This is a genomic window from Xylanimonas sp. McL0601, assembly GCF_049852175.1.
Taxonomy (GTDB): Bacteria; Actinomycetota; Actinomycetes; order Actinomycetales; family Cellulomonadaceae; genus Xylanimonas.
Map to the genome: position 1 here is coordinate 2,897,673 of NZ_CP187527.1, position 23,221 is coordinate 2,920,893.

22 protein-coding genes and 1 pseudogene are annotated in these 23,221 nt (G+C 71.9%); 12 read left to right on the plus strand and 11 right to left on the minus strand.

Annotated elements, in window-relative coordinates:
• Nucleotides 1–12: 12 nt before the first annotated feature.
• The 6 genes from ACO4JP_RS13370 to ACO4JP_RS13395 all read left to right on the plus strand — a co-directional run bounded on the left by ACO4JP_RS13370 (nt 13) and on the right by ACO4JP_RS13395 (nt 9,040).
• Nucleotides 13–2,466, plus strand: a complete 2,454-nt coding sequence (locus tag ACO4JP_RS13370) for a glycosyl hydrolase family 95 catalytic domain-containing protein (RefSeq protein ID WP_425954467.1) — start codon at nt 13–15, stop codon at nt 2,464–2,466.
• A gap of 8 nt (nt 2,467–2,474) precedes the next feature.
• Entirely contained in the window at nt 2,475–3,485 is a 1,011-nt protein-coding gene (locus tag ACO4JP_RS13375; RefSeq protein WP_425954469.1) for a LacI family DNA-binding transcriptional regulator, read from the plus strand.
• A gap of 167 nt (nt 3,486–3,652) precedes the next feature.
• Nucleotides 3,653–4,678 carry an ABC transporter permease gene (locus tag ACO4JP_RS13380; protein WP_425954471.1) on the plus strand — a complete coding sequence of 342 codons (1,026 nt, stop codon included), beginning with the start codon at nt 3,653–3,655 and terminating at the stop codon, nt 4,676–4,678.
• Between the two features lie 13 nt (nt 4,679–4,691).
• Complete coding sequence (locus ACO4JP_RS13385) at nt 4,692–5,642, plus strand: carbohydrate ABC transporter permease (RefSeq protein WP_425954473.1); 951 nt, start codon at nt 4,692–4,694, stop codon at nt 5,640–5,642.
• A gap of 31 nt (nt 5,643–5,673) precedes the next feature.
• On the plus strand, nt 5,674–7,434 hold the full coding sequence (locus ACO4JP_RS13390) for an ABC transporter substrate-binding protein (protein WP_425954475.1): 1,761 nt from the start codon (nt 5,674–5,676) through the stop codon (nt 7,432–7,434).
• A 91-nt stretch (nt 7,435–7,525) separates the two neighbouring features.
• Nucleotides 7,526–9,040 carry a glycoside hydrolase family 43 protein gene (locus ACO4JP_RS13395; RefSeq protein ID WP_425954477.1) on the plus strand — a complete coding sequence of 505 codons (1,515 nt, stop codon included), beginning with the start codon at nt 7,526–7,528 and terminating at the stop codon, nt 9,038–9,040.
• Here the strand turns inward: ACO4JP_RS13395 and ACO4JP_RS13400 are convergent.
• The 8 genes from ACO4JP_RS13400 to rpsB all read right to left on the minus strand — a co-directional run bounded on the left by ACO4JP_RS13400 (nt 9,018) and on the right by rpsB (nt 15,664).
• Nucleotides 9,018–9,662: a YesL family protein gene (locus ACO4JP_RS13400; RefSeq protein ID WP_425954479.1), complete on the minus strand. Its 645-nt coding sequence runs from the start codon at nt 9,660–9,662 to the stop codon at nt 9,018–9,020. The two genes, ACO4JP_RS13395 and ACO4JP_RS13400, sit on opposite strands and share 23 nt — an antisense overlap.
• Nucleotides 9,663–9,687: 25 nt before the next feature.
• The gene (locus ACO4JP_RS13405; RefSeq protein ID WP_425954481.1) at nt 9,688–10,242 is read right to left on the minus strand and encodes a DivIVA domain-containing protein; all 555 of its coding nucleotides are present in this window, start codon (nt 10,240–10,242) and stop codon (nt 9,688–9,690) included.
• Nucleotides 10,239–11,333, minus strand: coding sequence for a 23S rRNA (adenine(2503)-C(2))-methyltransferase RlmN (gene rlmN / locus ACO4JP_RS13410; RefSeq protein ID WP_425957114.1), 1,095 nt, complete (start codon nt 11,331–11,333; stop codon nt 10,239–10,241). Before rlmN ends, ACO4JP_RS13405 begins: the two co-directional genes overlap by 4 nt.
• 78 nt (nt 11,334–11,411) lie before the next feature.
• Entirely contained in the window at nt 11,412–12,302 is an 891-nt protein-coding gene (locus tag ACO4JP_RS13415) for a phosphatidate cytidylyltransferase (RefSeq protein ID WP_425954483.1), read from the minus strand.
• Nucleotides 12,302–12,859: a ribosome recycling factor gene (gene frr, locus ACO4JP_RS13420; protein WP_425954485.1), complete on the minus strand. Its 558-nt coding sequence runs from the start codon at nt 12,857–12,859 to the stop codon at nt 12,302–12,304. Before frr ends, ACO4JP_RS13415 begins: the two co-directional genes overlap by 1 nt.
• A gap of 29 nt (nt 12,860–12,888) precedes the next feature.
• Nucleotides 12,889–13,626: a UMP kinase gene (gene pyrH / locus ACO4JP_RS13425; protein WP_425954487.1), complete on the minus strand. Its 738-nt coding sequence runs from the start codon at nt 13,624–13,626 to the stop codon at nt 12,889–12,891.
• Nucleotides 13,627–13,747: 121 nt separating this feature from the next.
• Entirely contained in the window at nt 13,748–14,587 is an 840-nt protein-coding gene (gene tsf / locus ACO4JP_RS13430) for a translation elongation factor Ts (protein WP_425954489.1), read from the minus strand.
• A gap of 99 nt (nt 14,588–14,686) precedes the next feature.
• The gene (rpsB, locus tag ACO4JP_RS13435; protein ID WP_425954491.1) at nt 14,687–15,664 is read right to left on the minus strand and encodes a 30S ribosomal protein S2; all 978 of its coding nucleotides are present in this window, start codon (nt 15,662–15,664) and stop codon (nt 14,687–14,689) included.
• A 508-nt stretch (nt 15,665–16,172) separates the two neighbouring features.
• Between rpsB and ACO4JP_RS13440 the strand changes: the two genes are divergently transcribed.
• A complete protein-coding gene (locus ACO4JP_RS13440; protein ID WP_425954492.1) occupies nt 16,173–16,778 on the plus strand; it encodes a peptidoglycan DD-metalloendopeptidase family protein in 606 nt (201 codons plus the stop codon).
• A 60-nt stretch (nt 16,779–16,838) separates the two neighbouring features.
• Here the strand turns inward: ACO4JP_RS13440 and ACO4JP_RS13445 are convergent, their stop codons facing one another.
• The 3 genes and pseudogenes from ACO4JP_RS13445 to ACO4JP_RS13455 form a co-directional block, all read right to left on the minus strand.
• Entirely contained in the window at nt 16,839–17,831 is a 993-nt protein-coding gene (locus ACO4JP_RS13445; RefSeq protein WP_425954493.1) for a tyrosine-type recombinase/integrase, read from the minus strand.
• A 144-nt stretch (nt 17,832–17,975) separates the two neighbouring features.
• The gene (gene dprA / locus ACO4JP_RS13450) at nt 17,976–19,136 is read right to left on the minus strand and encodes a DNA-processing protein DprA (RefSeq protein ID WP_425954494.1); all 1,161 of its coding nucleotides are present in this window, start codon (nt 19,134–19,136) and stop codon (nt 17,976–17,978) included.
• Nucleotides 19,133–19,852: pseudogene (locus tag ACO4JP_RS13455) on the minus strand (ATP-binding protein); the annotation flags it as partial. The gene dprA and the pseudogene ACO4JP_RS13455, both read right to left, overlap by 4 nt.
• Nucleotides 19,853–19,954: 102 nt before the next feature.
• Between ACO4JP_RS13455 and ACO4JP_RS13460 the strand changes: the two are divergent.
• The 5 genes from ACO4JP_RS13460 to ACO4JP_RS13480 all read left to right on the plus strand — a co-directional run bounded on the left by ACO4JP_RS13460 (nt 19,955) and on the right by ACO4JP_RS13480 (nt 23,206).
• Nucleotides 19,955–20,284: a hypothetical protein gene (locus ACO4JP_RS13460; RefSeq protein ID WP_425954495.1), complete on the plus strand. Its 330-nt coding sequence runs from the start codon at nt 19,955–19,957 to the stop codon at nt 20,282–20,284.
• The gene (locus tag ACO4JP_RS13465) at nt 20,281–20,868 is read left to right on the plus strand and encodes a hypothetical protein (protein ID WP_425954496.1); all 588 of its coding nucleotides are present in this window, start codon (nt 20,281–20,283) and stop codon (nt 20,866–20,868) included. The genes ACO4JP_RS13460 and ACO4JP_RS13465 overlap by 4 nt, the downstream gene beginning before the upstream one ends.
• Nucleotides 20,869–20,921: 53 nt before the next feature.
• Nucleotides 20,922–21,530, plus strand: a complete 609-nt coding sequence (locus tag ACO4JP_RS13470; RefSeq protein WP_425954497.1) for a DUF2637 domain-containing protein — start codon at nt 20,922–20,924, stop codon at nt 21,528–21,530.
• Nucleotides 21,531–21,582: 52 nt separating this feature from the next.
• A complete protein-coding gene (locus ACO4JP_RS13475) occupies nt 21,583–21,864 on the plus strand; it encodes a hypothetical protein (RefSeq protein WP_425954498.1) in 282 nt (93 codons plus the stop codon).
• A gap of 67 nt (nt 21,865–21,931) precedes the next feature.
• Nucleotides 21,932–23,206 carry a DNA cytosine methyltransferase gene (locus tag ACO4JP_RS13480; RefSeq protein WP_425954499.1) on the plus strand — a complete coding sequence of 425 codons (1,275 nt, stop codon included), beginning with the start codon at nt 21,932–21,934 and terminating at the stop codon, nt 23,204–23,206.
• Nucleotides 23,207–23,221: the final 15 nt, after the last annotated feature.

A 23,221-nucleotide genomic window follows, 5' to 3' on the forward strand; every position in this document is an offset into this window, starting at 1 on the left:
CGAGGTAGAGACATGCACGAGCTGCGCTACGACGCGCCCGCCGACCGCTGGCTGGAGGCGCTGCCCGTCGGGAACGGGCTGCGCGCGGCGATGTGTGCCGGCCGCCTGGGCGGGGAGCGGCTGTGGCTCAACGACGTGCGTGCGTGGTCCGGCCCGCCCGAGGCCGACCCGCTCGACGCCGTCGCCGCAGCGGGTCCGGAGCACCTCGCCCGGGTGCGTGCGGCGATCGCGCGCGGCGACGTCCGCGAGGCCGAGCGCCTCCTCGAACAGCTGCAGACCCGCTGGGTGCAGGCGTACCTCCCGCTCGGCGAGCTGGACGTCGAGGTCACCTCCGACGACGGCCCCGGAGCGGCGGGCGGCTTCTACGAACGCTCCCTCGAGCTCCGCGCCGCGGTCGCGGCGCACGGCTACGAGCTGCCGAGCGGCGGCCAGGTGCGCCACGAGACCTGGGCGGACGCGCGCGGCGGGTGCCTGGTCCACCACGTCGTGAGCGACCGACCCGTCGCGCTGACGCTGCGGTTCTCGAGCCTGCTGCGGGCAGCGGGGACGGGCATTGATCACGAGGGCAAGGGCGCGCTGGTAAGCGTGCTCGTCCCGCCGGTCGACGTCGCGCCGGGCCACGAGGTGGTCGACGAGCCCGTCCGCTACTCCCCCGGCAACCCCGCGCGCCTGGTCGTCGCGGTGCGCGCGGCCGGGGACGCGGACGCCGTCGTCGACGGCGACGTGCTGCGCACCGGCGCCTCGACCGAGCACCTGCTGCTGGTGGGCACGGCGGTGACGCACGACCCGGCCGCGGGCACCGTCGCCGACCTTGCGACCGCCGTCGGCGAGGCGCTGCGGCTGGTCGACGACGTCGGCGAGCGGGGACCTGGCGCCGCGCCCGACGCCGTCGCTGACGCCTCCGCGCCCAACGCCGTCGCGCGCGGCGCCCGCGAGCGCCTGCACGCGCACACCTCGGCGCACGCGGCGCTCTACGACCGGGTCGAGCTTGGCCTGCCCGACGCCCCGGGGACCGCGGCCCTGCCGGCCGACCGGCGCGTGGCGGCCGCGACCGCGACGGACGACCCCGGGCTCGCCGCGCTCTGCTTCCACTACGGCCGGTACTTGCTGCTGGCGTCGTCGCGCCCGGGCGGGCTGCCCGTCACGCTGCAGGGCATCTGGAACGCGGAGCTGCCCGGGCCGTGGTCGAGCGCCTACACGACGAACATCAACACCGAGATGGCCTACTGGCCCGCGGAGACGACGGCCTTGGCCGAGTGCCAGGAGCCGCTGCTCGCGTTCGTGGAGCGGCTCGCCGCCGGCCCTGGTGCGGAGGCCGCCCGGCGGCTGTACGGCGCGCGGGGCTGGGTGGCGCACCACAACTCGGACGCATGGGCGCACGCCGGGCCGGTCGGTGCCGGGCACGGTGACCCGGCCTGGGCGTCGTGGGCCATGGGCGGGGTCTGGCTCGCGCACCATCTCTGGGAGCACCACCTGTTCGGCGGGGACGCCGGGTTCCTGCGCGAGCGGGCGTGGCCCGTCTTGCGCGAGGCGGGCAGCTTCGCCGCCGACTGGGTGCAGACCGACGGCACGACGGCGTGGACGAGCCCGTCGACGTCGCCCGAGAACCACGTGATCGCGGCCGACGGCGGGCCGACCGGCGTGGGCGTCTCGGCCACGATGGACGTCGCCCTGCTGCGGTGGCTGGCGTCCGCATGTCGCGAGGCCGCGACCACGCTCGGGCTCGACGACCCCGCCGAGACCGGCTGGCTGAGCGGGCTCGAGGCGGCGGTCGCGCTGCTGCCCGACCCGCGGGCCGGCGCTCGCGGCGAGCTCCTGGAGTGGGCCGACGAGCTGCCGGAGGCGGAGCCGGAGCACCGGCACGTGTCCCACCTGGTCGGGCTGTTCCCCCTCGCGTCGATCACGCCGCAGGCAGAGCCCGCGCTCGCCGCGGCCGCGGCACGCACCCTGGACCTGCGCGGCCCGGAGTCGACGGGCTGGTCGCTCGCCTGGCGGGCGGCGCTGTGGGCCCGGCTGGGCGACGGCGACCGCGCTCACGGCGAGGTCGTCAAGGCGCTGCGCCCGGCCCGCGACGACGCGGGGGCGCACCGCGGCGGGCTCTACCCCAACCTGTTCTCCGCGCACCCGCCCTTCCAGCTCGACGGCAACCTCGGGCTCACGGCCGCGATCGCCGAGCTGCTCGTGCAGAGCCACGACGGGACCCTGCGGCTCCTGCCCGCGCTACCGGCGGCCTGGCCCGACGGCGAGGTGCGCGGCCTGCGCGCCCGCGGCGGCCTCGGCGTCGACCTGACCTGGGCCGCCGGGGAGCTGACCGCGGCGACCGTCCACAACGACACGCCGCGGACCGTCGTGCGGGAGGTCGTCGTCGGACCCGGCCACGGGCGGGACGTCGCGCACCTATGGAAGCCACGAACCCTGTCGATCCCACCCCGGGCTAGTGTCCTGCTCAGCCCGGCCATGCCCTGAGGAGACCCATGACGACCATCGAGGACGTCGCGCGCCTCGCCCGCGTCTCGACGTCGACCGTGTCGTACGCCCTGTCCGGCAAGCGGCCCATCTCGGCGGCGACGCGGCGCCGGATCGAGCAGGCGGTGGCCGAGCTCGGGTACGTGCCGCACGCCGGCGCCAAGGCGCTGGCCTCGGCGCGCAGCGAGGTCATCGGCCTCATGGTGCCGCTGCGCGCCGGCATCGACGTCACGGTGATCATGCAGTTCGCGGGCGGCGTCGTCACGCGGGCGCGGGAGCACGCGCACGACGTGCTGCTCCTGACGCAGGACGACCTCGAGGGCCTCGAGCGCGTCACCGACGGCTCGATGGTCGACGCGCTGGTCGTCATGGACGTCGAGGCCGACGACGCCCGGGTCCCGATCCTGCGCCGCAGCCGCCAGCCCGCCGTGCTCATCGGCCTGCCGCGCAACTCGGCCGGCCTCTCGTGCATCGACCTCGACTTCGAGTCGGCCGGACGCCTGGCCGCGCAGGAGCTCGCCCGCCTCGGGCACCGCGAGATCGCGCTGGTCGGGGCGCCGCCCGAGGTCGTGGAGCGGCACACCTCGTACGCCGACCGCGTGGTGCGGGGCTTCACGACGGCGGCGGAGGAGGAGGGCGTGCTCGCCCGCACGGTCTCGTGCCCGGTGACGCCGCCGGAGATCTCCGAGGTCGTCGACCGGCTGCTGGCCGAGGCGCCCGGGACGACCGGGATCTTCGTCCACAACGAGCGGGCGCTCCCGCACGTCCTCACGCGGCTGCGGGAGCACCGGCGTCAGGTCCCCCGGGACGTCTCGGTGATCTCGCTGAGCCCCGAGGACGTCGCGCTGTCGCAGCAGGTGCCGCTGACGAGCATCGACCTCCCCGCCGCGACGATCGGCGGCATCGCCGTCGACATGGTGATGTCCCGGCTCGAGGGCGACTACCCCGCCGAGACGCGCCTGATCGCCCCGGTGATGACGTCGCGCGGAAGCACCGCGGCTCCGCGCACCCGGCGCTGACGTGCACTGAGCCGGCAATTCGTCGTCGAACGGTCCCGGTCTGCAGAAGGTTCTTGCGGGTACGTCGAAGCGACTGCTATAAACGTCGAAGCGCTTCGACGACGAGGGCGCGACGGTGGGCCGATGGAGGTCCCACCGGTGGGCGGTTCCGCACGAAGGAGTGACTCGTGACCCTCCATCAGGAGGCATCCGCAGGGGTGCTTCTCGACGACGTCCCCGACGCCCCGTCCGGGTCGGTGACGCAGGTCAGCGGCAAGGGCCGCCGGAGCAAGGGCACCGGCGTCGTCGCCGGCAAGCCGCGCACGTCGCGGTCGATGTTCCTGCTGGTCCTCCCGTTCATGGTGCTCGTCTTCGTGTTCAGCTACCTGCCGCTCGCAGGCTGGGCCACGGCGCTCTTCGACTACAAGCCGGCCCTCGGGCTCGGCGGGAGCGAGTTCGTCGGCCTGCAGTGGTTCCGCATGCTCGTCTCGACGCGGACCCAGCTCGAGCAGATCGGCCAGGTCATGGCCAACACGCTCGCGATGAGCTTCCTCGGCATCGCGACATCCCTGCTGCCCGTCGGCTTCGCGATCTTCCTCAACGAGGTCAAGTCGAAGTGGTTCCGCAACGCGGTGCAGACGCTGACGACGCTGCCGAACTTCATCTCGTGGGTGCTCGTCTACGCGATCGCGTTCTCGCTGTTCTCGACGAGCGGCCTCGTCAACACGACGCTCCACGAGTGGGGCCTGATCACGATCCCCATCAAGTTCCTCGACTCCGACCAGCACGTCTGGCTGACGATGCTGGCCTGGAGCCTCTGGAAGGGCCTCGGCTGGGGCGCGATCTTGTACCTCGCCGCGATCGCGGGCATCGACCCGACGCTCTACGAGTCGGCGAAGATCGACGGCGCCAACCGCTTCCAGCTCATGCGGTACATCACGTTCCCGCAGCTCATGCCGACGTACATCGTGCTGCTCATGCTCTCGATCGCGAACATCCTCAACAACGGGATGGAGCAGTACTACGTCTTCCAGAACGCGTTCAACAAGCAGCACATCCAGGTGCTCGACCTTTACGTCTACAACATCGGACTGACGGGCAACAGCCTCTCCATGGCGGCGGCCCTGAGCATGCTCAAGAGCGTCGTGTCCGTGCTCCTGCTGCTCTCCGCCAACTGGATCGCGAAGCGCGTCCGCGGTTCGTCGATCATCTGAGGAGCCCGAAGCGATGACCACCGTGCCTGCCACCACCGCGCTCCCGGCGGCGCGCAAGACCTCGAACCTCCAGCGCGGGCGGGGCGATGTCCCCTTCGCCGCGTGGAACTACCTCTGGTTCGCAATCTTCGCGCTGCTGTGCGTATACCCGTTCTGGTACCTCATCGTGAACTCGGTCAGCGCCAACGACCTGAGCGCGCTCGGCGAGGTCCGGATCTGGCCGCAGGGGTTCCACCTGTCGAACTACTCGCAGATCATGCAGCTCAACGGGCTGAGCGGCGCCGCGATGATCTCCCTCGCGCGCACCGTGATCGGCACGGCGTGCACGGTCCTGGCCTCCGCGTTCCTCGGATTCATGTTCGCGCAGGAACGCATGTGGAAGCGCTCCCTGATGTACCGGCTCGTCATCGTCACGATGTACTTCAACGCCGGCCTGATCCCGGTCTACGTGACGATGAAGACGCTGGGGCTGACCAACTCGTTCTGGGTCTACATCCTCCCGGCCATCGTGCAGCCCTTCAACATCATCCTCGTCAAGACCTACATCGAGTCGCTGCCGCGCTCCCTGCAGGAGGCGGCGGAGGTCGACGGGGCGAGCACGCTGCGGATCTTCTTCTCGATCATCCTGCCGAACACCACGCCGATCCTCGCCACGGTGGCGATCTTCTCGGCCGTGGCCCAGTGGAACTCGTTCCAGGACACCCTGCTCTACATCACGGACCAGAAGCTCTACTCGCTGCAGTACATGCTCTACATGTTCATCAACCAGGCGAGCAGCCTGGCCCAGGCCGCCCAGAACGCCCAGGGGAACCTCGGCGCGATCGCGTCGGCGGCCAGCTCGCAGACACCCACGTCGATCCGCATGACGGTCGCCGTGATCGTGGTGCTGCCCATCGTGTTCGTGTACCCGCTCTTCCAGCGGTACTTCGTGAAGGGCATCATGCTCGGCGCCGTCAAGGGCTGACGCCGCCTCCTACCCACCCAGAAAGGCAACCATGCGATCCAGGAAAGCCGTCGCCCTGCTGATGGCGCCGCTCGTCGGGGTCCTGACCCTCACGGCGTGCTCCACCGGCGGCAGCAACGACGCCTCGCCCACCGAGTCCGCGAGCATCGACCAGGACTGGTCGAAGGCGGAGCCGATCACGATCGACGTCTTCGACGGCCTGGCGAACTACCAGGGCATCCAGAGCGGCTGGTTCGGCAAGATCGTCGAAGACAAGTTCAACATGAAGCTGAACATCATCGCCCCGAACGTCGCGGGAGGGGGTGACACCCTCTACAACACCCGCGTGGCCGGCGGGAACCTCGGCGACCTCATCGTCACCGACAAGGGCCAGAAGATGGACGAGCTCATCCAGGGCGGCCTGCTGCTCGACGCGTCCAAGTACTACGGCTCGATGAAGAACCTGGGCGCCTACGACGCCGCGGTCAAGAAGCTCAACGACGGCAAGAACGGCACCTACGGCTTCCCGACGCAGGTGTCGTCGCACAAGCCGACCGACTCGTCCGAGGGCCTCGACCCGACCTTCGGCACGTTCGTGCGGTGGGACTACTACTCCGAGCTCGGCTACCCACAGGTCAACAGCCTCGAGGATCTCCTGCCCGTCCTCAAGCAGATGCAGGCCGCCCACCCCAAGGCCGACAACGGCAAGCCGATCTACGCCATCGAGCTGTTCAAGGACTGGGACGGCAACATGATGGTCATGGCCAAGCAGCCTGCGTGCCTCTACGGCTACGACGAGATGGGCTTCGTCCTGGCCAAGGCCGACGGATCCGACTACCAGTCGATCGTGGACTCCGACTCGGCCTACGTGCGCTCGCTGAAGTTCTACTTCGACGCCAACCAGCAGGGCCTGGTGGACCCGGAGTCGACCACGCAGAACTACGACACGATGTTCTCGAAGTACCAGAACGGCCAGGCGCTGCTGGCGTGGTGGCCGTGGCTGGCCCAGTCCGCGTACAACACGACGGACAACGTGGGGGCCGGCAAGGGCTTCGAGCTCCTCCCGATCAAGGACCAGAAGGTCTTCTCCTACGGCGCCGAGGTGTACGGCGGCAAGCAGATCTTCGCCATCGGCTCGAAGGCCAAGGACCCGGCCCGCATCGCCGCGTTCCTCGACTGGCTGTACTCGCCCGAGGGCGTGCGCGCATCGGGCTCGCAGACGATGGGCGCCGCAGGCCCCCAGGGCCTGACGTGGGACGTCAAGGACGGCAAGCCCGTCCTGACCGACTTCGGCTCGGAGGCCATCCTCGGTGGCGGCGAGGCCGAGGTCCCGGCCGAGTGGGGCGGCGGCAAGTACTCCGACGGCGTCTCCGCGCTCAACGCCACGACGGTCCTCCCGATCGACACCGACCCGGAGACGAAGTTCCCGTACAACTACAAGTACTGGCCGAGCGTCCAGGAGGCCACGAAGACGGCGCTGTCCGACGACTGGTCGTCGCACATGGGCGACGCGACGTCGACCATGGACTACCTGGCCAAGAACGACCAGGTGCTCGTCGGACCCGGCTCGGGCTACGCAGCGCCGGCCGACTCCTCGGAGATCGAGGCGATCCGCAACCAGGTCAAGGCCAGCATCGTCGAGTACTCGTGGAAGATGGTCTTCGCCAAGGACGAGGCGGAGTTCAGCTCGCTCCTCAAGGAGATGCAGGACACGGTCGACGGTCTCGGCTACCAGAAGGTCCTGGACTTCGACATGGCCAACGCCAAGGCGCAGAACGACGCCCGCGTCGCGGTCGTCGACGCCTTCAAGTGACGCGACACCGCTGACACAGGAGGGGGAGGTCCGCACCGCGGGCCTCCCCCTCCCGCGTCCCCCGAGCATCCGACCCCGTGAGGCGAACCGCATGGACACCACGACGCGCGCGACCAACCCCGTGATCCCCGGCTTTCACCCGGACCCGAGCGTCTGCCGCGTCGGGGACACCTACTACCTGGCGTGCTCGAGCTTCGAGTACCTGCCGGGCATCCCCGTGTTCCGCAGCACGGACCTCGTCAGCTGGGAGCAGGTGGGCAACGTGCTCGAGCGGCCCGGGCAGCTCACGCTGCCCGCGGGCCTGCCGCCGTCGGCGGGCGTCTACGCCCCCACGCTGCGGTACCACGACGGCACGTTCTGGCTGATCGTGACCGTCGTGGGCGCGGTCGGCAACGTCATCTTCCGCGCCGAGGACCCGGCCGGCCCGTGGTCCGACCCGATCCCGGTCCCCGGCGTCACGGGCATCGACCCCGACCTCGCGTGGGACGACGACGGCACCTGCTGGTGCACGTTCGCCGGCGTCGCGCAGGTGCGCATCGACCCGGCGACCGGGCGCACGTTCGGCGAGCCGCACCGGGTCTGGTCGGGGACACCCGGCGCCAAGGCGCCGGAGGCGCCGCACCTGTACCACGTGGGCGACTGGTGGTACCTGCTGCTCGCCGAGGGCGGCACCGAGCGCGGCCACGGCGTCTCCGTGGCGCGCGGCCCGAGTCCCCAGGGTCCGTTCGAGCCCTGCCCGGCGAACCCGATCCTCAGCCACCGCTCCACCGACGAGCCGATCCAGAACACCGGCCACGCCGACCTGGTGCAGGCTGCCGACGGCTCCTGGTGGATGGTGCTGCTCGGGGTGCGGCCCGGCGGCGGGACGCCCGGATGGCACGTCCTGGGCCGCGAGACGTTCCTCGCGCCGGTCACCTGGGAGGACGGCTGGCCGCGGCCGGGCCGGCTCGCGCCGGAGCTCGCTGTGCCGTGGCCCCTCGCGCCCGCTGCCGGCGTGCCCGCGCGGGACGACTTCGACTCCCCCGGCCTCGGTCCGGCGTGGGTCTCCCCCGGCCGGTATCCGGCCGCCCTCGGCGAGACGACGTCGCGGGCCGGGTGGCTGACGCTGCGTGCGGGCGACGGCTCGCTCGACAACTCGGCGCCGGTGCTCGTGGCCCGCCGCCAGCAGCACCTCGCGTGCCGCGTCCGGGCGCTGGTCGACGCGTCGCAGGGGCGCGGTGGCGTCACGCTGCGGCTCGACGAGGCGCACCACTACGAGGTCGAGGTCGCCGACGGCACCGCCGCCGCGATCGCGCGCATCGGGCCGCTGCGGCAGGTGGTCGGCACCGCCGGGGTCGGGGACGGACCCGTCGTCGTGCGCATCGAGGTCGACCCGGGTCAGGCCGGGTGGGACCCGCGCCAAGGACCCGACGTCGTGACGCTGGGCGTCGAGGACGCCGACGGTGCCCTCGTCGAGCTCGCCCGGCTCGACGGGCGCTACCTCTCGACGGAGGTGGGCGGGGGCTTCACCGGGCGCGTCGTCGGGCCCTACGCGGTCGCGGGCACGGTCTGCTTCGACTGGGTGGAGATCGAGGCTCTCGGGGTCACTCGCCCGAGTGCGGGCTGACGCGCTCCGCCGCCGGGCCGCCTGCCTGGCGCGCGAACGTGCTCCGCAGCACCAGCGCGCACAGGTAGGCGCCCACCGAGAAGCCGATCGTGAGCGCGAGCACCATCGACGCCGGCCAGACGTAGAGCAGGCTCACCCCGACGGCCGGGATCAGCAGCAGGGCGCCCGTGCGGACCGGCTCGGCCAGGGGCAGCAGCAGCGCGTTGCGCAGCGTCTGGCCGAGCGCCGCGGTGTGCGTCCCGACGAGCGCTAGCCCGTACACGAGGGCGGCGAGGAGATAGGCGACGCCGGCGATCGAGAGGATCCCGGCGACCGCCGTCGCCACCCCGGTCATCGAGAACCAGAAGGCGCCCGCGAACGCGAGCATGAGCAGCGGCACGGTGAGCGCGAGGAAGACGGCGGTGCCGCGCGCCGCGTTGCGGCGCAGGGCCGCGACGTAGCCCCGGACGAGGTCGCCGCGCTCGTGGTCCGCGTACCGCGCCGTGACCTCGAGCAGCGAGCTCGTCGCGGCGCCGATCGTCACCACCGGCAGGCACGTGAGCAGGTAGAGCACGTTGAGCACGGCGAAGAGGATCAGGACCGTCACGCCCTGGACCGTGCGGCCGTCCGGGTCGATCCTCACCGGGGCGTCCGCAGCGGCGCGGCGCTCACTCGACGCCGAGCAGGACCTCGACGGCGCGCGCGAGGAACGCGTCCACCGGGCCCTCGGCGTACGCGTCGACGCCGCGCGCTGCGTGGAAGGTCGACGCGCGGAGCTCGGACGACGTCAGCGGCTCCTGGCGGTCGAAGTAGCCGATCACGCGGTCGCACAGCGCGTCGACGTCGTCCTTGTCGTAGCCCTGCTGTCCGCGCTCGGCAGGCGCGAACTTGTCACCGTCGGGGCGGCCGAGCCGGCCGTACAGCGTGCGGGCACGCTCGGCGAGCGCCGCCATCCAGGCGTCCTGGCCCTGGGAGCCGACGTACTCGGCGCGCTGGCGGGCGACGAAGGCTGCCTCGAGGCGGTCGAGCGCCGCGTCCACCTCGTGCGTGTCGTAGCCACCGCGCACCAGGTCGAACGTCGCGTGCTGGATGTCACCCGCGGTCAGCGGCTGGGCCGTGCGGCCCTCGTACGCCTGGCGAGCGTGGTCGAAGAACTCGTCGACCTCGTCCTTGTCGTACCCGGTCCGCAGCACCGACACGGTGCCGAACAGCGCGCTGCTCACTCGTCCTCCTCCTCGGCGGCCAGCTGCCCGCAGGCGCCGTCGATGTCCGACCCGCGGGTGTCACGGATCGTCGTCGGGATACCGTGCCCCCGCAGCCTAGCGACGAACTCGTCCTCGACCGAACGCTCCGATGCGGTCCAGATCGAGCCGGGCGTCGGGTTGAGCGGGATCGGGTTGACGTGCACCCAGCCCCTGCCGCGCGCGTTGAGCTTCTTGCCCAGCAGGTCGGCACGCCACGCGTGGTCGTTCATGTCCTTGATCAGCGCGTACTCGATCGACACGCGACGGCCGGTCGCGTCGAAGTAGGCGCGGGCGGCGTCGAGCGCCTCGTCCACGCCGAACCGGGTGTTGATGGGCACCAGCTCGGACCGCAGGTCGTCGTCCGGCGCGTGCAGGCTCAGGGCGAGCGTCACGGGGATGCCCTCGTCGGCGAGCTTTCGCATCGCCGGGACCAGGCCCACCGTGGACACCGTGATGTTGCGGGCGCTCATGCCGAAGCCCGACGGCGGCTCGGCGACCAGGGTACGGACCACCTCGATGACGGCCTTGTAGTTGGCCATCGGCTCGCCCATGCCCATGAACACCAGGTTGTTCAGCCGCGTCGGGCCGCCGGGGATCTCACCCTCGGCCAGCGAGCGCATCGCCGCACGGACCTGCTCGAGGATCTCGGCCGTCGAGAGGTTGCGCGTGAGGCCCAGCTGCCCCGTGGCACAGAACGGGCACGCCATGCCGCAGCCCGCCTGGCTGGAGACGCACAGCGTGGACCGGTGTGGGTAGCGCATGAGCACCGACTCGACACGCGCCTCGTCGAACAGGTGCCACAGCGTCTTGACCGTCGTGCCGCCGTCGGCGGTCAGCGTGCGGGTGGCGCGCAGCAGCGACGGGAACAGCGTCGTGGCGAGCTCCGCGCGCGTCGCCGCGGGCAGGTCGGTCATCTGCTCGGGGTCGGACGTGAAGTGCGTGAAGTAGTGCGTGGCGAGCTGCTTGGCCCGGAACGCCTTCTCGCCCATGGCCTCGACCGACGCGACCCGTTCGGCGGCCGTGAGGTCGGCGAAGTGGCGCGGCGGCTTGCCGCGACGCCTCGGCGCCATCTGCAGCGGGATCGGCTTCGTCTCGTCCGAAGGACGGACGGTGGGGGTGCCGACGTTTGCGGCCATGCAGGTACTTCCTTACGCAGCGGGACCCGACGTGGCCACCGAGAGGACGAGGTAGACGAACGGTGCGGTGAAGAGCATCGAGTCGACACGGTCCAGCACGCCCCCGTGACCGGGGAGCAGCGAACCCATGTCCTTCAAGTCTAGGTCGCGCTTGAGCAGCGACTCGGCCAGGTCGCCCACCGTCGCGGTGATGGCGGTCATGAGACCGAGCACGAGCCCGAGCATCAGGGACGAGCCGAGCAACGGCGCACCGCCGTGCGGCAGGAACGGCAGGTCGAGCACCAGGTGCACGCCCACGAGCCCGACCAGCGTCGTCAGCACGACGGAGCCGAACAGTCCCTCCCAGCTCTTCTTGGGGCTGACCGTGGGCGCCAGCGGGTGGCGGCCGAACAGCACGCCCGCGATGTACCCGCCCGTGTCGTTCGCCACGGCGAGCAGGATGAAGATCGCCACGAGCCACCGGCCGTCCTGCTGGGGCAGGAGCAGCACCACGAACCCGGCGAGGAACGGGACGTACGTCGCCGCGAACACGCCGGCCACGGTGTCCCGGAGCGCCTGCGGCCCTGGGCCGTCGAGCACGCGCCACAGCGCGACTGCGGCGAGCGTGAGCACGTACGCGATGAGGAGCGCCTCCGGCCCCCCGACGTACGCCGAGACGACCATGCCGACACCCCCGACCATCAGGGGCCAGATGGGGATGGCGATCTCCCGGCGCGCGAAGGCCGCGCGCAGCTCCCAGAGGCCGGCGCCCACGGCGACGGCGACGAGCACCACGAAGGGCTCGTCCCGGAACCACAGCGATGCGCCCACCACGCCGAGGAGCACGAGGCCGACGGCGATCGCCGCCGGGAGGTTGCGCCCGGCCCGCGACGTGCGCGGGGCGGGTTCTGGTACGACCGTCATCAGACCTCGAGCAGCTCGCTCTCCTTGCCCGCGAGGAGCTGGTCGACCTGGTCGACGTGCTTCTTCGTGAGGGCCTCGAGCTCCTTCTCGGCGCGCATGACCTCGTCCTCGCCCGCCTCGCCGTCCTTCACGAGCTTGTCGAGCGTGTCCTTGGCCTTGCGGCGGATGTTGCGCACGGTGATGCGCGCGTCCTCCGCCTTGGTCTTGGCCAGCTTGACGTAGTCGCGGCGGCGCTCCTCGGTGAGCGCGGGCAGGTTGATGCGGATCGCGACGCCGTCGTTCGACGGGTTCACGCCCAGGTCGGACTCCCGCAGCGCCTTCTCGATCGTCGTCATCGAGCTCTTGTCGAACGGCGAGATGAGCACCGTGCGCGCCTCGGGGATGTTGAACGAGGCGAGCTGCTGCAGCGGCGTCGGGGCGCCGTAGTAGTCCACGACGATCTTGCTGAACATGCCGGCGTTCGCACGGCCGGTGCGGATGCCCGCGAAGTCCTCCTTGGCGACCTCGATCGCCTTGTCCATCTTCTCTTCGGCCTCGAAGAGGGTCTCGTCGATCACCGGGTGCTCCTCATGTCGTTGTCGGGGGCCTAGCGAGCCGTCATCAGTGTGCCGATCTTCTCGCCCAGCAGCGCGCGGGTCACGTTACCCGCACCCTCCAGGCCGAAGACCCGCATCGTCACGTCGTTGTCGCGGCACATCGCGATCGCGGTGTTGTCCATGACCTGCAGGTTGTCGCGCAGGGCGATGTCGTACGTCAGCGCGTCGTACCGCTCGGCGTCCGGGGTGGTGCGTGGGTCGGCGGTGTAGACGCCGTCGACGCCGTTCTTGCCCATGAGCACCTCTTCACAGTGCACCTCGAGGGCGCGCTGCACGGAGACGGTGTCGGTCGAGAAGTACGGCATGCCGGCGCCGGCGCCGAAGATCACGACGCGGCCCTTCTCGAGGTGGCGGATCGCACGCAGCGGGATGTAGGACTCCGCGACCTGGCCCATGGTGATGGCGGTCTGCACGCGCGTCTTGGTGCCGTTCTGCTCGAGGAAGTCCTGGAGCGCGAGGCAGTTCATGACCGTGCCGAGCATGCCCATGTAGTCGGCGCGGGCGCGGTCCATGCCGGCCTGCGAAAGCTCGGCGCCGCGGAAGAAGTTGCCCCCGCCGACGACGACGGCGACCTGCACGCCCTCGCGCACGGCCGCGCCGATCTCCTCGGCGATCCGGCGCACGACGTCGGCGGCCAGGCCGACGGCACCGCCGCCGAAGGCCTCGCCGGAGAGCTTGAGCAGGACGCGGCGCGATGGCCCGGTCGTCGGGTTCGTGTGCTTGGTCATCGGCCACCGTCCTGTTGTCGTCGTGCGCTCTGCTGGGGTTGCACCGCGTGCCCTCGACGGGCCCGGGTGCGCGAGCGGCCCGGCCCTACCGTAACCGGTAGTGCCGGGCCGCCCGGGTGCGTCAGTTGCCGACGCGGAAGCGGAGGAAGCCGGTGAGCTGACCGCCCGCGGCCTCGACGTGCTTGGCCACCGTCGTCTTGGTGTCCTTGGCGAGCGGCTGCTCGACGAGGACGTTCTCCTTGAAGAAGCCGTTCAGGCGGCCCTCGACGATCTTCGGCAGCGCGGCCTCGGGCTTGCCCTCGGCGATCGACACCTCGCGGGCGATCTCCCGCTCCTTGTCCACGACGTCGGCCGGGACGTCCTCACGCGTGAGGTACTTCGGCGCCATCGCGGCGACGTGCTGCGCTACGTCCTTGGCCACGGCCTCGCCGGCCTCGTCGGTGACGACGACGACGCCGATGCTCGGCGGGAGGTCCTTGGCGGTCCGGTGCAGGTACGTCGTGACCTTCGGGCCCTCGACGCGGGCGACGCGGGCGAGGACGATCTTCTCGCCCAGCGTGCCGGCGGCGGACGCGATGACGTCGGCGACGGTCTCGCCACCGGCCGGCGCGGCGAGCGCGGCCTCGGCGTCGGTGGCACCGGCGGCGGCCACCGCGGAGAGCACCTGGTCGGCCAGCCCGACGAACTTCTCGTTCTTGACGACGAAGTCGGTCTCGGCGTTCAGCTCGATCATCGTCGCGACCTGACCGGCGGCGGCGTCCTCGACCTTGACGGCCACGAGGCCCTCGGAGGTCGCGTTGCCCTCACGCTTGGCGGCCTTGGCGAGACCGCGCTTGCGGATGAGCTCGACGGCCTTCTGCTGGTCACCGTCGGCCTCGTCAAGGGCCTTCTTGACGTCGGTCATGCCGGCGCCGGTGAGCGCGCGCAGGTCCTTGATGTCCTGGATGGTGTAGTTCGCCATGGTGGGCTGTCCTTCGTGTCTGAAGTGCTGGCGCGTGTCTGAAGCTCGGGGCGGGCAAGGGCGCGGGCCGGGGTCGCGTGGACCCCGGCCCGCGTCACCTCACTCGGACTTCGCGTCGGCCTCGGCCTCGGCGGCAGGGGCCTCGACGGCCTCGGCGGCAGCGGCCTCAGGGGCCTCGACGACCTCGGCCTCGGCCTCGGCCTCGACGACCTCAGCGGTCTCGGCCTCGACGACCTCAGCGGTCTCGGCAACCGGCGCCTCGAGCGGGGCCTCCGCAACCTCGGCGGCGGGGGCCTCGGCGGCAGCCGCCTCGGCACCGGCGAGGAGCTCGCGCTCCCACTCGGCCAGCGGCTCGGCCTCGCCCTCGGCGGCGGCCGTCTTGCCGGAGTGGCGCTGCAGCAGGCCCTCGGCGACGGCGTCGGCGATCACGCGGGTGAGCAGCGTGACGGAGCGGATCGCGTCGTCGTTGCCCGGGATCGCGTAGTCGACGACGTCGGGGTCGCAGTTGGTGTCGAGGATCGCGACGACCGGGATGTTGAGCTTGCGGGCCTCGTCGACGGCGAGGTGCTCCTTGTTCGTGTCGACGATCCACACGGCCGAGGGAACCTTGGCCATGTCACGGATGCCGCCGAGCGTGCGCGCGAGCTTGTCCTTCTCGCGACGCAGGACGAGGAGCTCCTTCTTCGTCATCCCGGAGCCGGCGACGTCGTCGAAGTTGATCTCCTCGAGCTCCTTGAGGCGCTGGAGGCGCTTGTGCACCGTGGTGAAGTTGGTGAGCATGCCGCCGAGCCAGCGGTGGTTCACGTAGGGCATGCCGACGCGAGCGGCCTGATCGGCCACGGGCTCCTGAGCCTGCTTCTTGGTGCCGACGAACAGGACCGAGCCGCCGTGGGCGACCGTCTCCTTGACGAAGTCGTACGCGCGGTCGATGTACGACAGCGACTGCTGCAGGTCGACGATGTAGATGCCGTTGCGCTCGGTGAAGATGAAGCGCTTCATCTTCGGGTTCCAACGGCGGGTCTGGTGCCCGAAGTGGACACCGCTCTCGAGGAGCTGGCGCATGGTCACTACGGCCATGACACGTCCTTTCGCCGCGCGGGCCCGGATCCTCCGGGGCGTCGCGCGCATCGCGGCGAGGCCTCTCGGCTCTCGCTGTGCTTGGTTGTCGGTGCCACCGGGTGGCGGCACCCCTGGCGCCACACCAGCCCGGCACCGCCCTGTACCTCCCTGGGGGAGGACCGTGCGGACCACAGCCGACCTGGTCGCGTCTCGCGGCCCCGAGGGGCTGGTGCGGGACGCGCCGTGACGCGCGAAGTCGACCGGACGGGCGCACCTGTCCCCCGCGGGCCGGCGGGGCCTTTCGGCTGCCGAAGGTCGGGGTGGGGTGCGAACGTTCCGATCGCCGCGGGAAGTCTACCCGACGGTGGCCGCGACGGACGCCGCCAAGAGAGCGGGAGTGGGTGCGGCGGTCGTCACGTGTCGGCGCCTGGGTCCGAGCGGGTCCACAGCGACCCACGACAGGACCTTGCGCACAGGCCCCGGCCCCTCAGCCCCGCCGGCGCCCACCGCGCGCGAGGGTCCCGGCATGAGAACCCGAGCGATGATCGCCGCCGCGCTGCCCGCGCTCGTCCTGGTGCCCGGGCTGGGCGCGCCGACGACGGCCGGCGCGCTTGCCGCAGCGCCCGCGGTCGCACCCTCGTCGGCGCCCGCAGCCGACCCCACCGCTCCATCGCCGGGGCCCACTGCGGGTCAGACGGCGTCGGCGCGCGGCTTCGTGGCGCCCGTGCGGGGGCAGGTGGCGCGCGAGTTCGACCCGCCGGCCCACGAGTGGGAGGCCGGCCACCGCGGCGTGGACCTGCGGGCGCCGGCCGGCGCCGTCGTCGTCGCACCCGGAGCGGGGGTCGTGACGTTCGCCGGGAAGGTCGCGGGCAAGCCGGTCGTCGTGGTGACGCACTCCGACGGCCTGCGCTCGTCGCTCGAGCCGGTCGAGGCGACAGTGGCGGCAGGGACCGCCGTACGGGAGGGCGACCCCGTCGGCACTCTCACCGTCGCGCCCGACAGTGGGGCCAACTCCGGCCACTGCGCACCCGACGACTGCGTGCACTGGGGCGTGCGGAGGGGCGAGGCGTACCTCGACCCGCTGGTGCTGCTCGGCGCGGCGACGCCCATCGTGCTGCTGCCTCCGCGCTAGACGCAGGTCGAGGCGAACTGCGGTCCTGGCCGCCACCGACATCGGGGCGGGGATCCAGGATCAGGCCCGCGGGAACGCCTGGGCGTAGACCGCGCGCAGGCGGTCGGAGTCGACGTGCGTGTAGCGCTGGGTCGTCGCCAGGTTGGCGTGGCCGAGCACCTCCTGGACGCTGCGCAGGTCCGAGCCGCCCTGGAGCAGGTGGGTCGCGGCGGAGTGGCGCAGCGCGTGGGGCGCGACGTCGTCGACCCCCGCGCGGGCAGCCAGGCGGTGGACCGCCTCGCGCGCCTGGCGCTGGCCCCAGCGTCCGCCGCGGTCGCCGACGAGCAGGGCAGGCCCGGTGCCCGCGCCGGCGAGCGTCGGCCGCCCCTCGTCCAGCCAGGTGGCCACGGCGCGTGCCGCGGGAACCCCGAACGGCACCACTCGCTCCTTTCCACCCTTGCCGAGCACGCGCACGAGCCGCTCCCGGACGTCGACGTCGTGGACGTCGACGGCGACCAGCTCGCCCACGCGGATGCCCGAGCCGTACAGCAGCTCCGCGGCCGCCCATGCCCGGAGGGCGGCGGGCCGGTCGTCGCCCTCGGCGGCGAGCGCGTCGTCGCGGGCGGTGTCGAGCATGCGGCCCGCGGCCTCGGCGGTGAGCACCGTCGGGAGCGTCCGGGGGACCTTGGGGCTGGCCAGGCGGTCCGACGCGTCGGCCGCCGTCAGCCCCGCGTGGTGCGCCCAGCGCAGGAAAGCGCGGGCGGCGGCGCCCCGGCGTGCGAGCGTCGCGCGCGCCAGCCCGCGCTCCGCCTGCGACCCGAGCCACCCGCGCAGCACCTGCAGCTGGACGTCGTCGAGGCTGTGGGCACCGTGCCGGACCGCGAAGCGCAGCAGGCCCGTGACGTCGGCGACGTACGCCCGGCGCGTGTGCACGGAGTGCCCCCGCTGCGCGTCGAGGTGCTTGCCGAAGCGCGCGACGGCGTCTGCCATCTCCGCCGGGAGCGGCGGGAGGTCGGCGGCGTGGACCGGCGCGCCGGGGCTGCGCGGCGCGGGACCCTGCGGTGTCGGGGCCATCCCGGCCAGTGTGCACGGGCGGGGCGCCGACGCCGGTCAGCGCGCTCGCCGTGTCGCGGACTCGGGCGGAGCGCCCCCGCACCGCCGCCGTGGAACGTGGGCGCGCCGGCGTCCGGCATCGACTCGTGCCAGGTGACTGCCCGCTCACCGCCGCCGCGCCCGGGCTCGCCGCCATCGCGCCCCGTCCGCCTCGACCAGCCCGCGGAGCTCGAGCATGCCCAGCGCTCCGAGCACCTCGGGCAGGGAGCGCCCCGCGACCCGCACGAGCGACGAGAGCTCGGCGCTCGCCCGCGCCGGCAGCGCGTCCAGCACCGCCCGCCCCGCCTCGTCGAGGCCGTCGACGTCGGCGCTCTCCCCCGTGGGTGGCGTCGCGGCGTCGACCCCTACGGCGCCCGCGAGCTCCGCGACCTCGGCCGCGTCGGTCACGCAGGTGGCGACGCCGTCCCGCAGGAGCTGGTGACATCCGCCCGACGCCATCGACGTCACCGGCCCTGGGACCGCGCCCACCGGCCGCAGCAGGTCGGCCGCGCGCCGCGCCGTCGACAGTGCGCCCGACCGCCACGCCGCCTCGACCACCACGGTCGCGGCCGTCATGGCGGCGATCAGCCGGTTGCGGGCGAGGAAGCGCTGCCGGAACGGCGAGGAGCCCGGTGGGACCTCGGCGACCACCGCCCCCGCCTCCGCGACGCGTCGCAGCAGATCGTGGTTGCCCTGCGGGTAGAACCTGTCGACGCCACCGGCCATCACGGCGACCGTCGACCCGCCGGCGAGCAGCGTGCCGCGATGAGCGACGGCGTCGATCCCGTATGCGCCGCCCGAGACGACCGTGAAGCCGCGGTCCGCCAGGCCTGAGGCGAGCTGCGCCGTGACGTGCTCCCCGTAGGACGTCGACGCCCGAGCGCCGACGACGGCGACGGACCGACGGCAGACGGCTGCGAGATCGGCGTCGCCGCGCACCCACAGTGCGAAGGGCGCCCCGGCGCCGAGCGCGTCGAGGCCCCGCGGCCACCGCTCGTCGTCGGGCAGCAGCAGCGTGCCACCGGTGCGCTCGAGCACGCCCAGCTCGCGACGTGGGTCGAGTCCTTCGAGGCGCGGAGACCATCGCGCGACGCCCGCCTTGAGCGGCCGCGCCAGGTCGGCGCGCGCGGACTCCCCGCTCTGCTGGTCGAGCAGCCAGGCGAGTGCGCCCGGCGCGCCGAGATGCGCGACGAGGGCGCCGGCGGTCTCGTCTCCGGGTTCGGCGAGGCGGCTCCACGCGGCTGTGGCGAGCAGCGGGTCGTCGGCGTCGAACGCGAGCACGCTCATGCGGCCCGCCCCGTGCGCAGCAGGAGAGCCTGGCCGACGTCGCCCGCGGTCGGCTCGCCGCGGCCGGCGAGGTCCGCGACGGTGTACGCGAGCCGCAGCACGCGGTCGGCGCCGCGCAGCGAGATCGTGCCGACGTCGAGCGCCGCGTCGACCGCGCGCATGACCGACCAGCGCGGCCGCAGCCGTTCGCGGAACCACGTGCCAGGCACCTCGGCGTTGAGCGTCCACGGCGTCCCGGCGAGCCGGTCCCGCGCGGCCGCCCGAGCCTCGGCGACGCGCGCAGCGACTGCTGCCGTCGGCTCCCCGCGCTCGCCGCGCAGCCCGGCCCGCCCCACTGCCTCGACCTGGACCTGCAGGTCGACGCGGTCGAGGAGCGGCCCGGACAGCTTGCCCAGGTACCGGCGCTTCGCCATGGGCGTGCACGTGCACTCGAGGCCCTTGCCCGAGCCCATGCCGCACGGGCACGGGTTGGCCGCGAGCACCAGCTGGAACCGGGCCGGGAAGCGCGCCGTCCCGCCGCTGCGGTGGATGACGAGCTCGCCGTGCTCGAGCGGCTGGCGCAGGGTCTCGAGCACCCTGCTGCCGAACTCGGGCGCCTCGTCGAGGAAGAGCACGCCGCGGTGTGCCCGCGACGCGGCACCAGGCCGCGGCAGCCCCGAGCCGCCGCCCACCACGGCCGCCGGCGTCGCGGTGTGGTGCGGGTCCTCGTACGGAGGGCCAAACACGGCTTAACCCCGCCCACCCGAACTCTGGGTGCGAGAAGCCCCCGCAGCGGTTGCAGCCGCTCGGGGGCGTGACCAGGAAGTAGGCGCTTCCCGATGCCCACAACTGTACCTGCATCCCCCGCCCTTGCGGCGACCCTCGCCGCGATCGACGCCGACCGCGAGGCAGCGTTCGCGCTCCTGCACGATCACAACGTTAGGTATCCCCTTGGCTCGGCCATCGGCCCTGACTACGGCCGGTCGCTCGATGCCGTCTCGGCGGCGTTCGCCAGTGTCGAGGCCAGCGTCTTGGCGGCCAAGGCCGAGTATTTCGGCGCCGCTCGCTACAAGAATTATCGGCTCGTCGTCACCCTGGGGACCGCTTCGCTTGTCTCCCCCACGGGCCGCAATGGGCGCCTCCTGTGGACGCGCGGCGGTGTCGCATGAACGCCTCGACCCGCGTTCGCGCAGGCGCACCCCTCCCCGTCGTCGTCCGCGAGGCCCATCGCTCCGGCTGGGGCGAGCTGCGGGGCCGCGAGCACGCCACGACGCGCGCGTTCCTCCTCGCCATGTCCGAGGTTGCCGACCCTCGCAGCGGCGACCTGACGACGACGGCGCACCAGACTGCCGAACGGCTCGGCGTCCATCCCCGCACCGCGCAGCGTGCCCTCGCTCGCATGGTCGAGCTGGGCCTCCTCGTCCAGACCCGTCGCGGCGGTCGCGCTGGAGACCTGGCCGTGCCCTCGCGCTACCGGATCGTCAAGGGCGTGCTCCTGGCCCTCGTGCGCGGCGCCCGCGAGGCTCTGGCTGCTCGCACCGCTACCTATCTATCTGCGGCACGGGAGCGCACCACCAAACTCCGTGGGCTCCTCCCCAATACGACAGGACGCCGCACCTTCTTTCCCTCTGGGAAGAACACGACGACGGGCGCCGTAACGCGCCCCGTCTCGCGTCTGTGGGAAGCCCCCGAGTGCGAGCACGGCACTCCTGGCGGCTCCCCTGCCACCTGCGCTCTCTGCCGTCGTCACTGACGACGACGGCGCCCGTACCCACCAGCTCCCCATCCCTCACACCGGAGGTTCTGTTGTCCGCTCCCCGCCTGTCGTTCGACAGCCGCCTTGTCCTCGCCGTCGTCGTCACCCTCGTGGGCCTCGTCGCCCTGGTGTCGTTCGTGCTGTCTTTCTCGGCTCTCGCTGACGTGTCGGCGTGGGCCAGAGTGCCCAACTCGCTCGCATGGGCCGTGCCGGTCGTCCTCGACGCCTCGGTGCTCGCCTACTCCCTCGCGGGCCTCGTGCAGCGGAGCCGGGGCGAGTGCGCCCGGCTCTCGTGGTTCCTCGTGTTCCTGTTCACGCTCGTGAGCATCGCGGGCAACGCCGCTCATGCCCTCGACGTTCAAGGCCCGGTCCGTACCGTCGTCGCCACAGTCGTCGCCGTCTCGGCCCCGCTTTCGGTCTTCCTGACGGTTCACACCCTTGGTGCACTCGTCGCGGCTCGTCCCGAGCTGGTCGTCGAGCAGCACCGCCAGGTCGAGCAGGTCAAGCCCAGGGTCAACCTCCCGGAGGGTGACGACGAAGGCACCATCGCCCGGGTGATGGAGCTTGCTTCCCACGGCAAGCGCCACCTCGACATCGCCAACGAGGTCGGCTGGTCACGCCAGCGCGTGACGCACGTCCTGCGCCTCGCGGCGGCGTGAACACAAGCCACGCCTGTCCAGTTCACCGACCACCAAGAGAGGACCGCCGATAATGCTCCGGGACGAACGGCAGCCGAACGAGCGCATGGGACGTAACCGGATGACTGACGTGGTGAGGGTGCTCGAGGTCATCCACCACGGCGACTTCCAGCACCTCACGGCGTTGAATGGGGGCTCGCTGACCGAGGCCCTCAAGCACGTTCTCGATCACTCGCCGTACCCTTCCGTTCACCGCGATGAACCCGAGTGGGTCGCGGCGCTCTGGGAGGAGCTGCTCGACGAGGGCGAGGCGTCGCGCGGCTGGTGCCGCTACTCGTGGACGTGGGTCGAGTGACCCGCGCGCGTGTCGGTGGCTCCGGCTTAGATGCCAGCATCGCAAGACCAGGACGAGAGGAGCGGGCGTGAGCCTGTCGGTTGTAGAGATTTGCGCTGGAGCTGGCGGGCAGTCCCTGGGTCTGGAGCTTGCCGGGTTCGAGCACAAGCTTGCCGTCGAGCTAGACGAGAACGCCGCCGCGACGCTCCGCGCAAACCGTGACTGGGACGTGGCCGTTGGCGATGTAGCTGACAAGTCGGTCTGGAACCCCGAGGACTCCGCGTTCCGTCGACTCGACCTGCTGGCGGGCGGGGTCCCCTGCCCACCCTTCTCCATCGCAGGCAAGCAACTCGGTGCCAACGACGAGCGCGACCTATTCGCCTGGGCGGTCGAGTTGGCCGGTCGGATGCGACCCCGCGCGCTCATGCTTGAGAACGTCAGGGGCTTGTCGATGCCGCGCTTCGCTGGCTACCGCCAGCACGTCAAGGACCGGCTCGCGGAGCTGGGCTACTGGTCTGACTGGAAACTCCTCGAAGCGCACCAATACGGCGTGCCCCAGCTCCGCCCGCGCTTCGTGCTGGTCGCGATCAACTCCGACGACGCTGGCTGGTTTGACTGGCCCGACGAGAGGCCGACTACCGACACGGTTGGCACGGCCCTCGCGGACATGATGGGCGTGCACAAATGGCCGGGCGTCGCGAAGTGGGTGGAGAAGGCCAACGACATCGCGCCGACCATCGTCGGCGGCTCGAAGAAGCACGGCGGCGCGGACCTCGGGCCTACTCGTGCCAAGCAGGCATGGAAGACGCTCGGCGTCGATGCGATGGGCGTTGCTGATGACGCACCCAAACCGGGCGTTCACCCCGCAGATCACACGCCGAAGCTGACGACCGAGATGGTCGCGCGTCTCCAGGGCTGGGAGCCGTTCGACTCCGACGCCGAGTACTTCTGGACGTTCACAGGGCGGAAGACCTCGCGCTACCGCCAGATCGGAAACGCCTTCCCGCCCCCGGTAGCCCGCGCGGTTGGCGCGTCGATCTTCCGGGCGCTCTCGGACCACAGCGGGGAGCGCAAGGACCATCTCGCCGTTGAGGCCGAGGTCATGCACGACCCGATCTACTCAGCGCTCAAGCTGGCTAGCGCAGCTATGACCGCGAAGGAGTTGGTCCGAGCTGCGGGCGGCAGGATCGAGGCCCGCGACTTCGAGCGTCGTATGGCGATGCTGTCTCGCGACTTCGTTATCGAGGAACACGAGGTGGGCAACGACCGGGCTTATCGCCTGACGGGCTTCAAGGGCTTCGTCGGCCAGCAGGACCACGACAGGCACCTCGCGTTCGCCACAGCGGTGAACCGAATCAGCTAGGAGCTGCTCCGATCG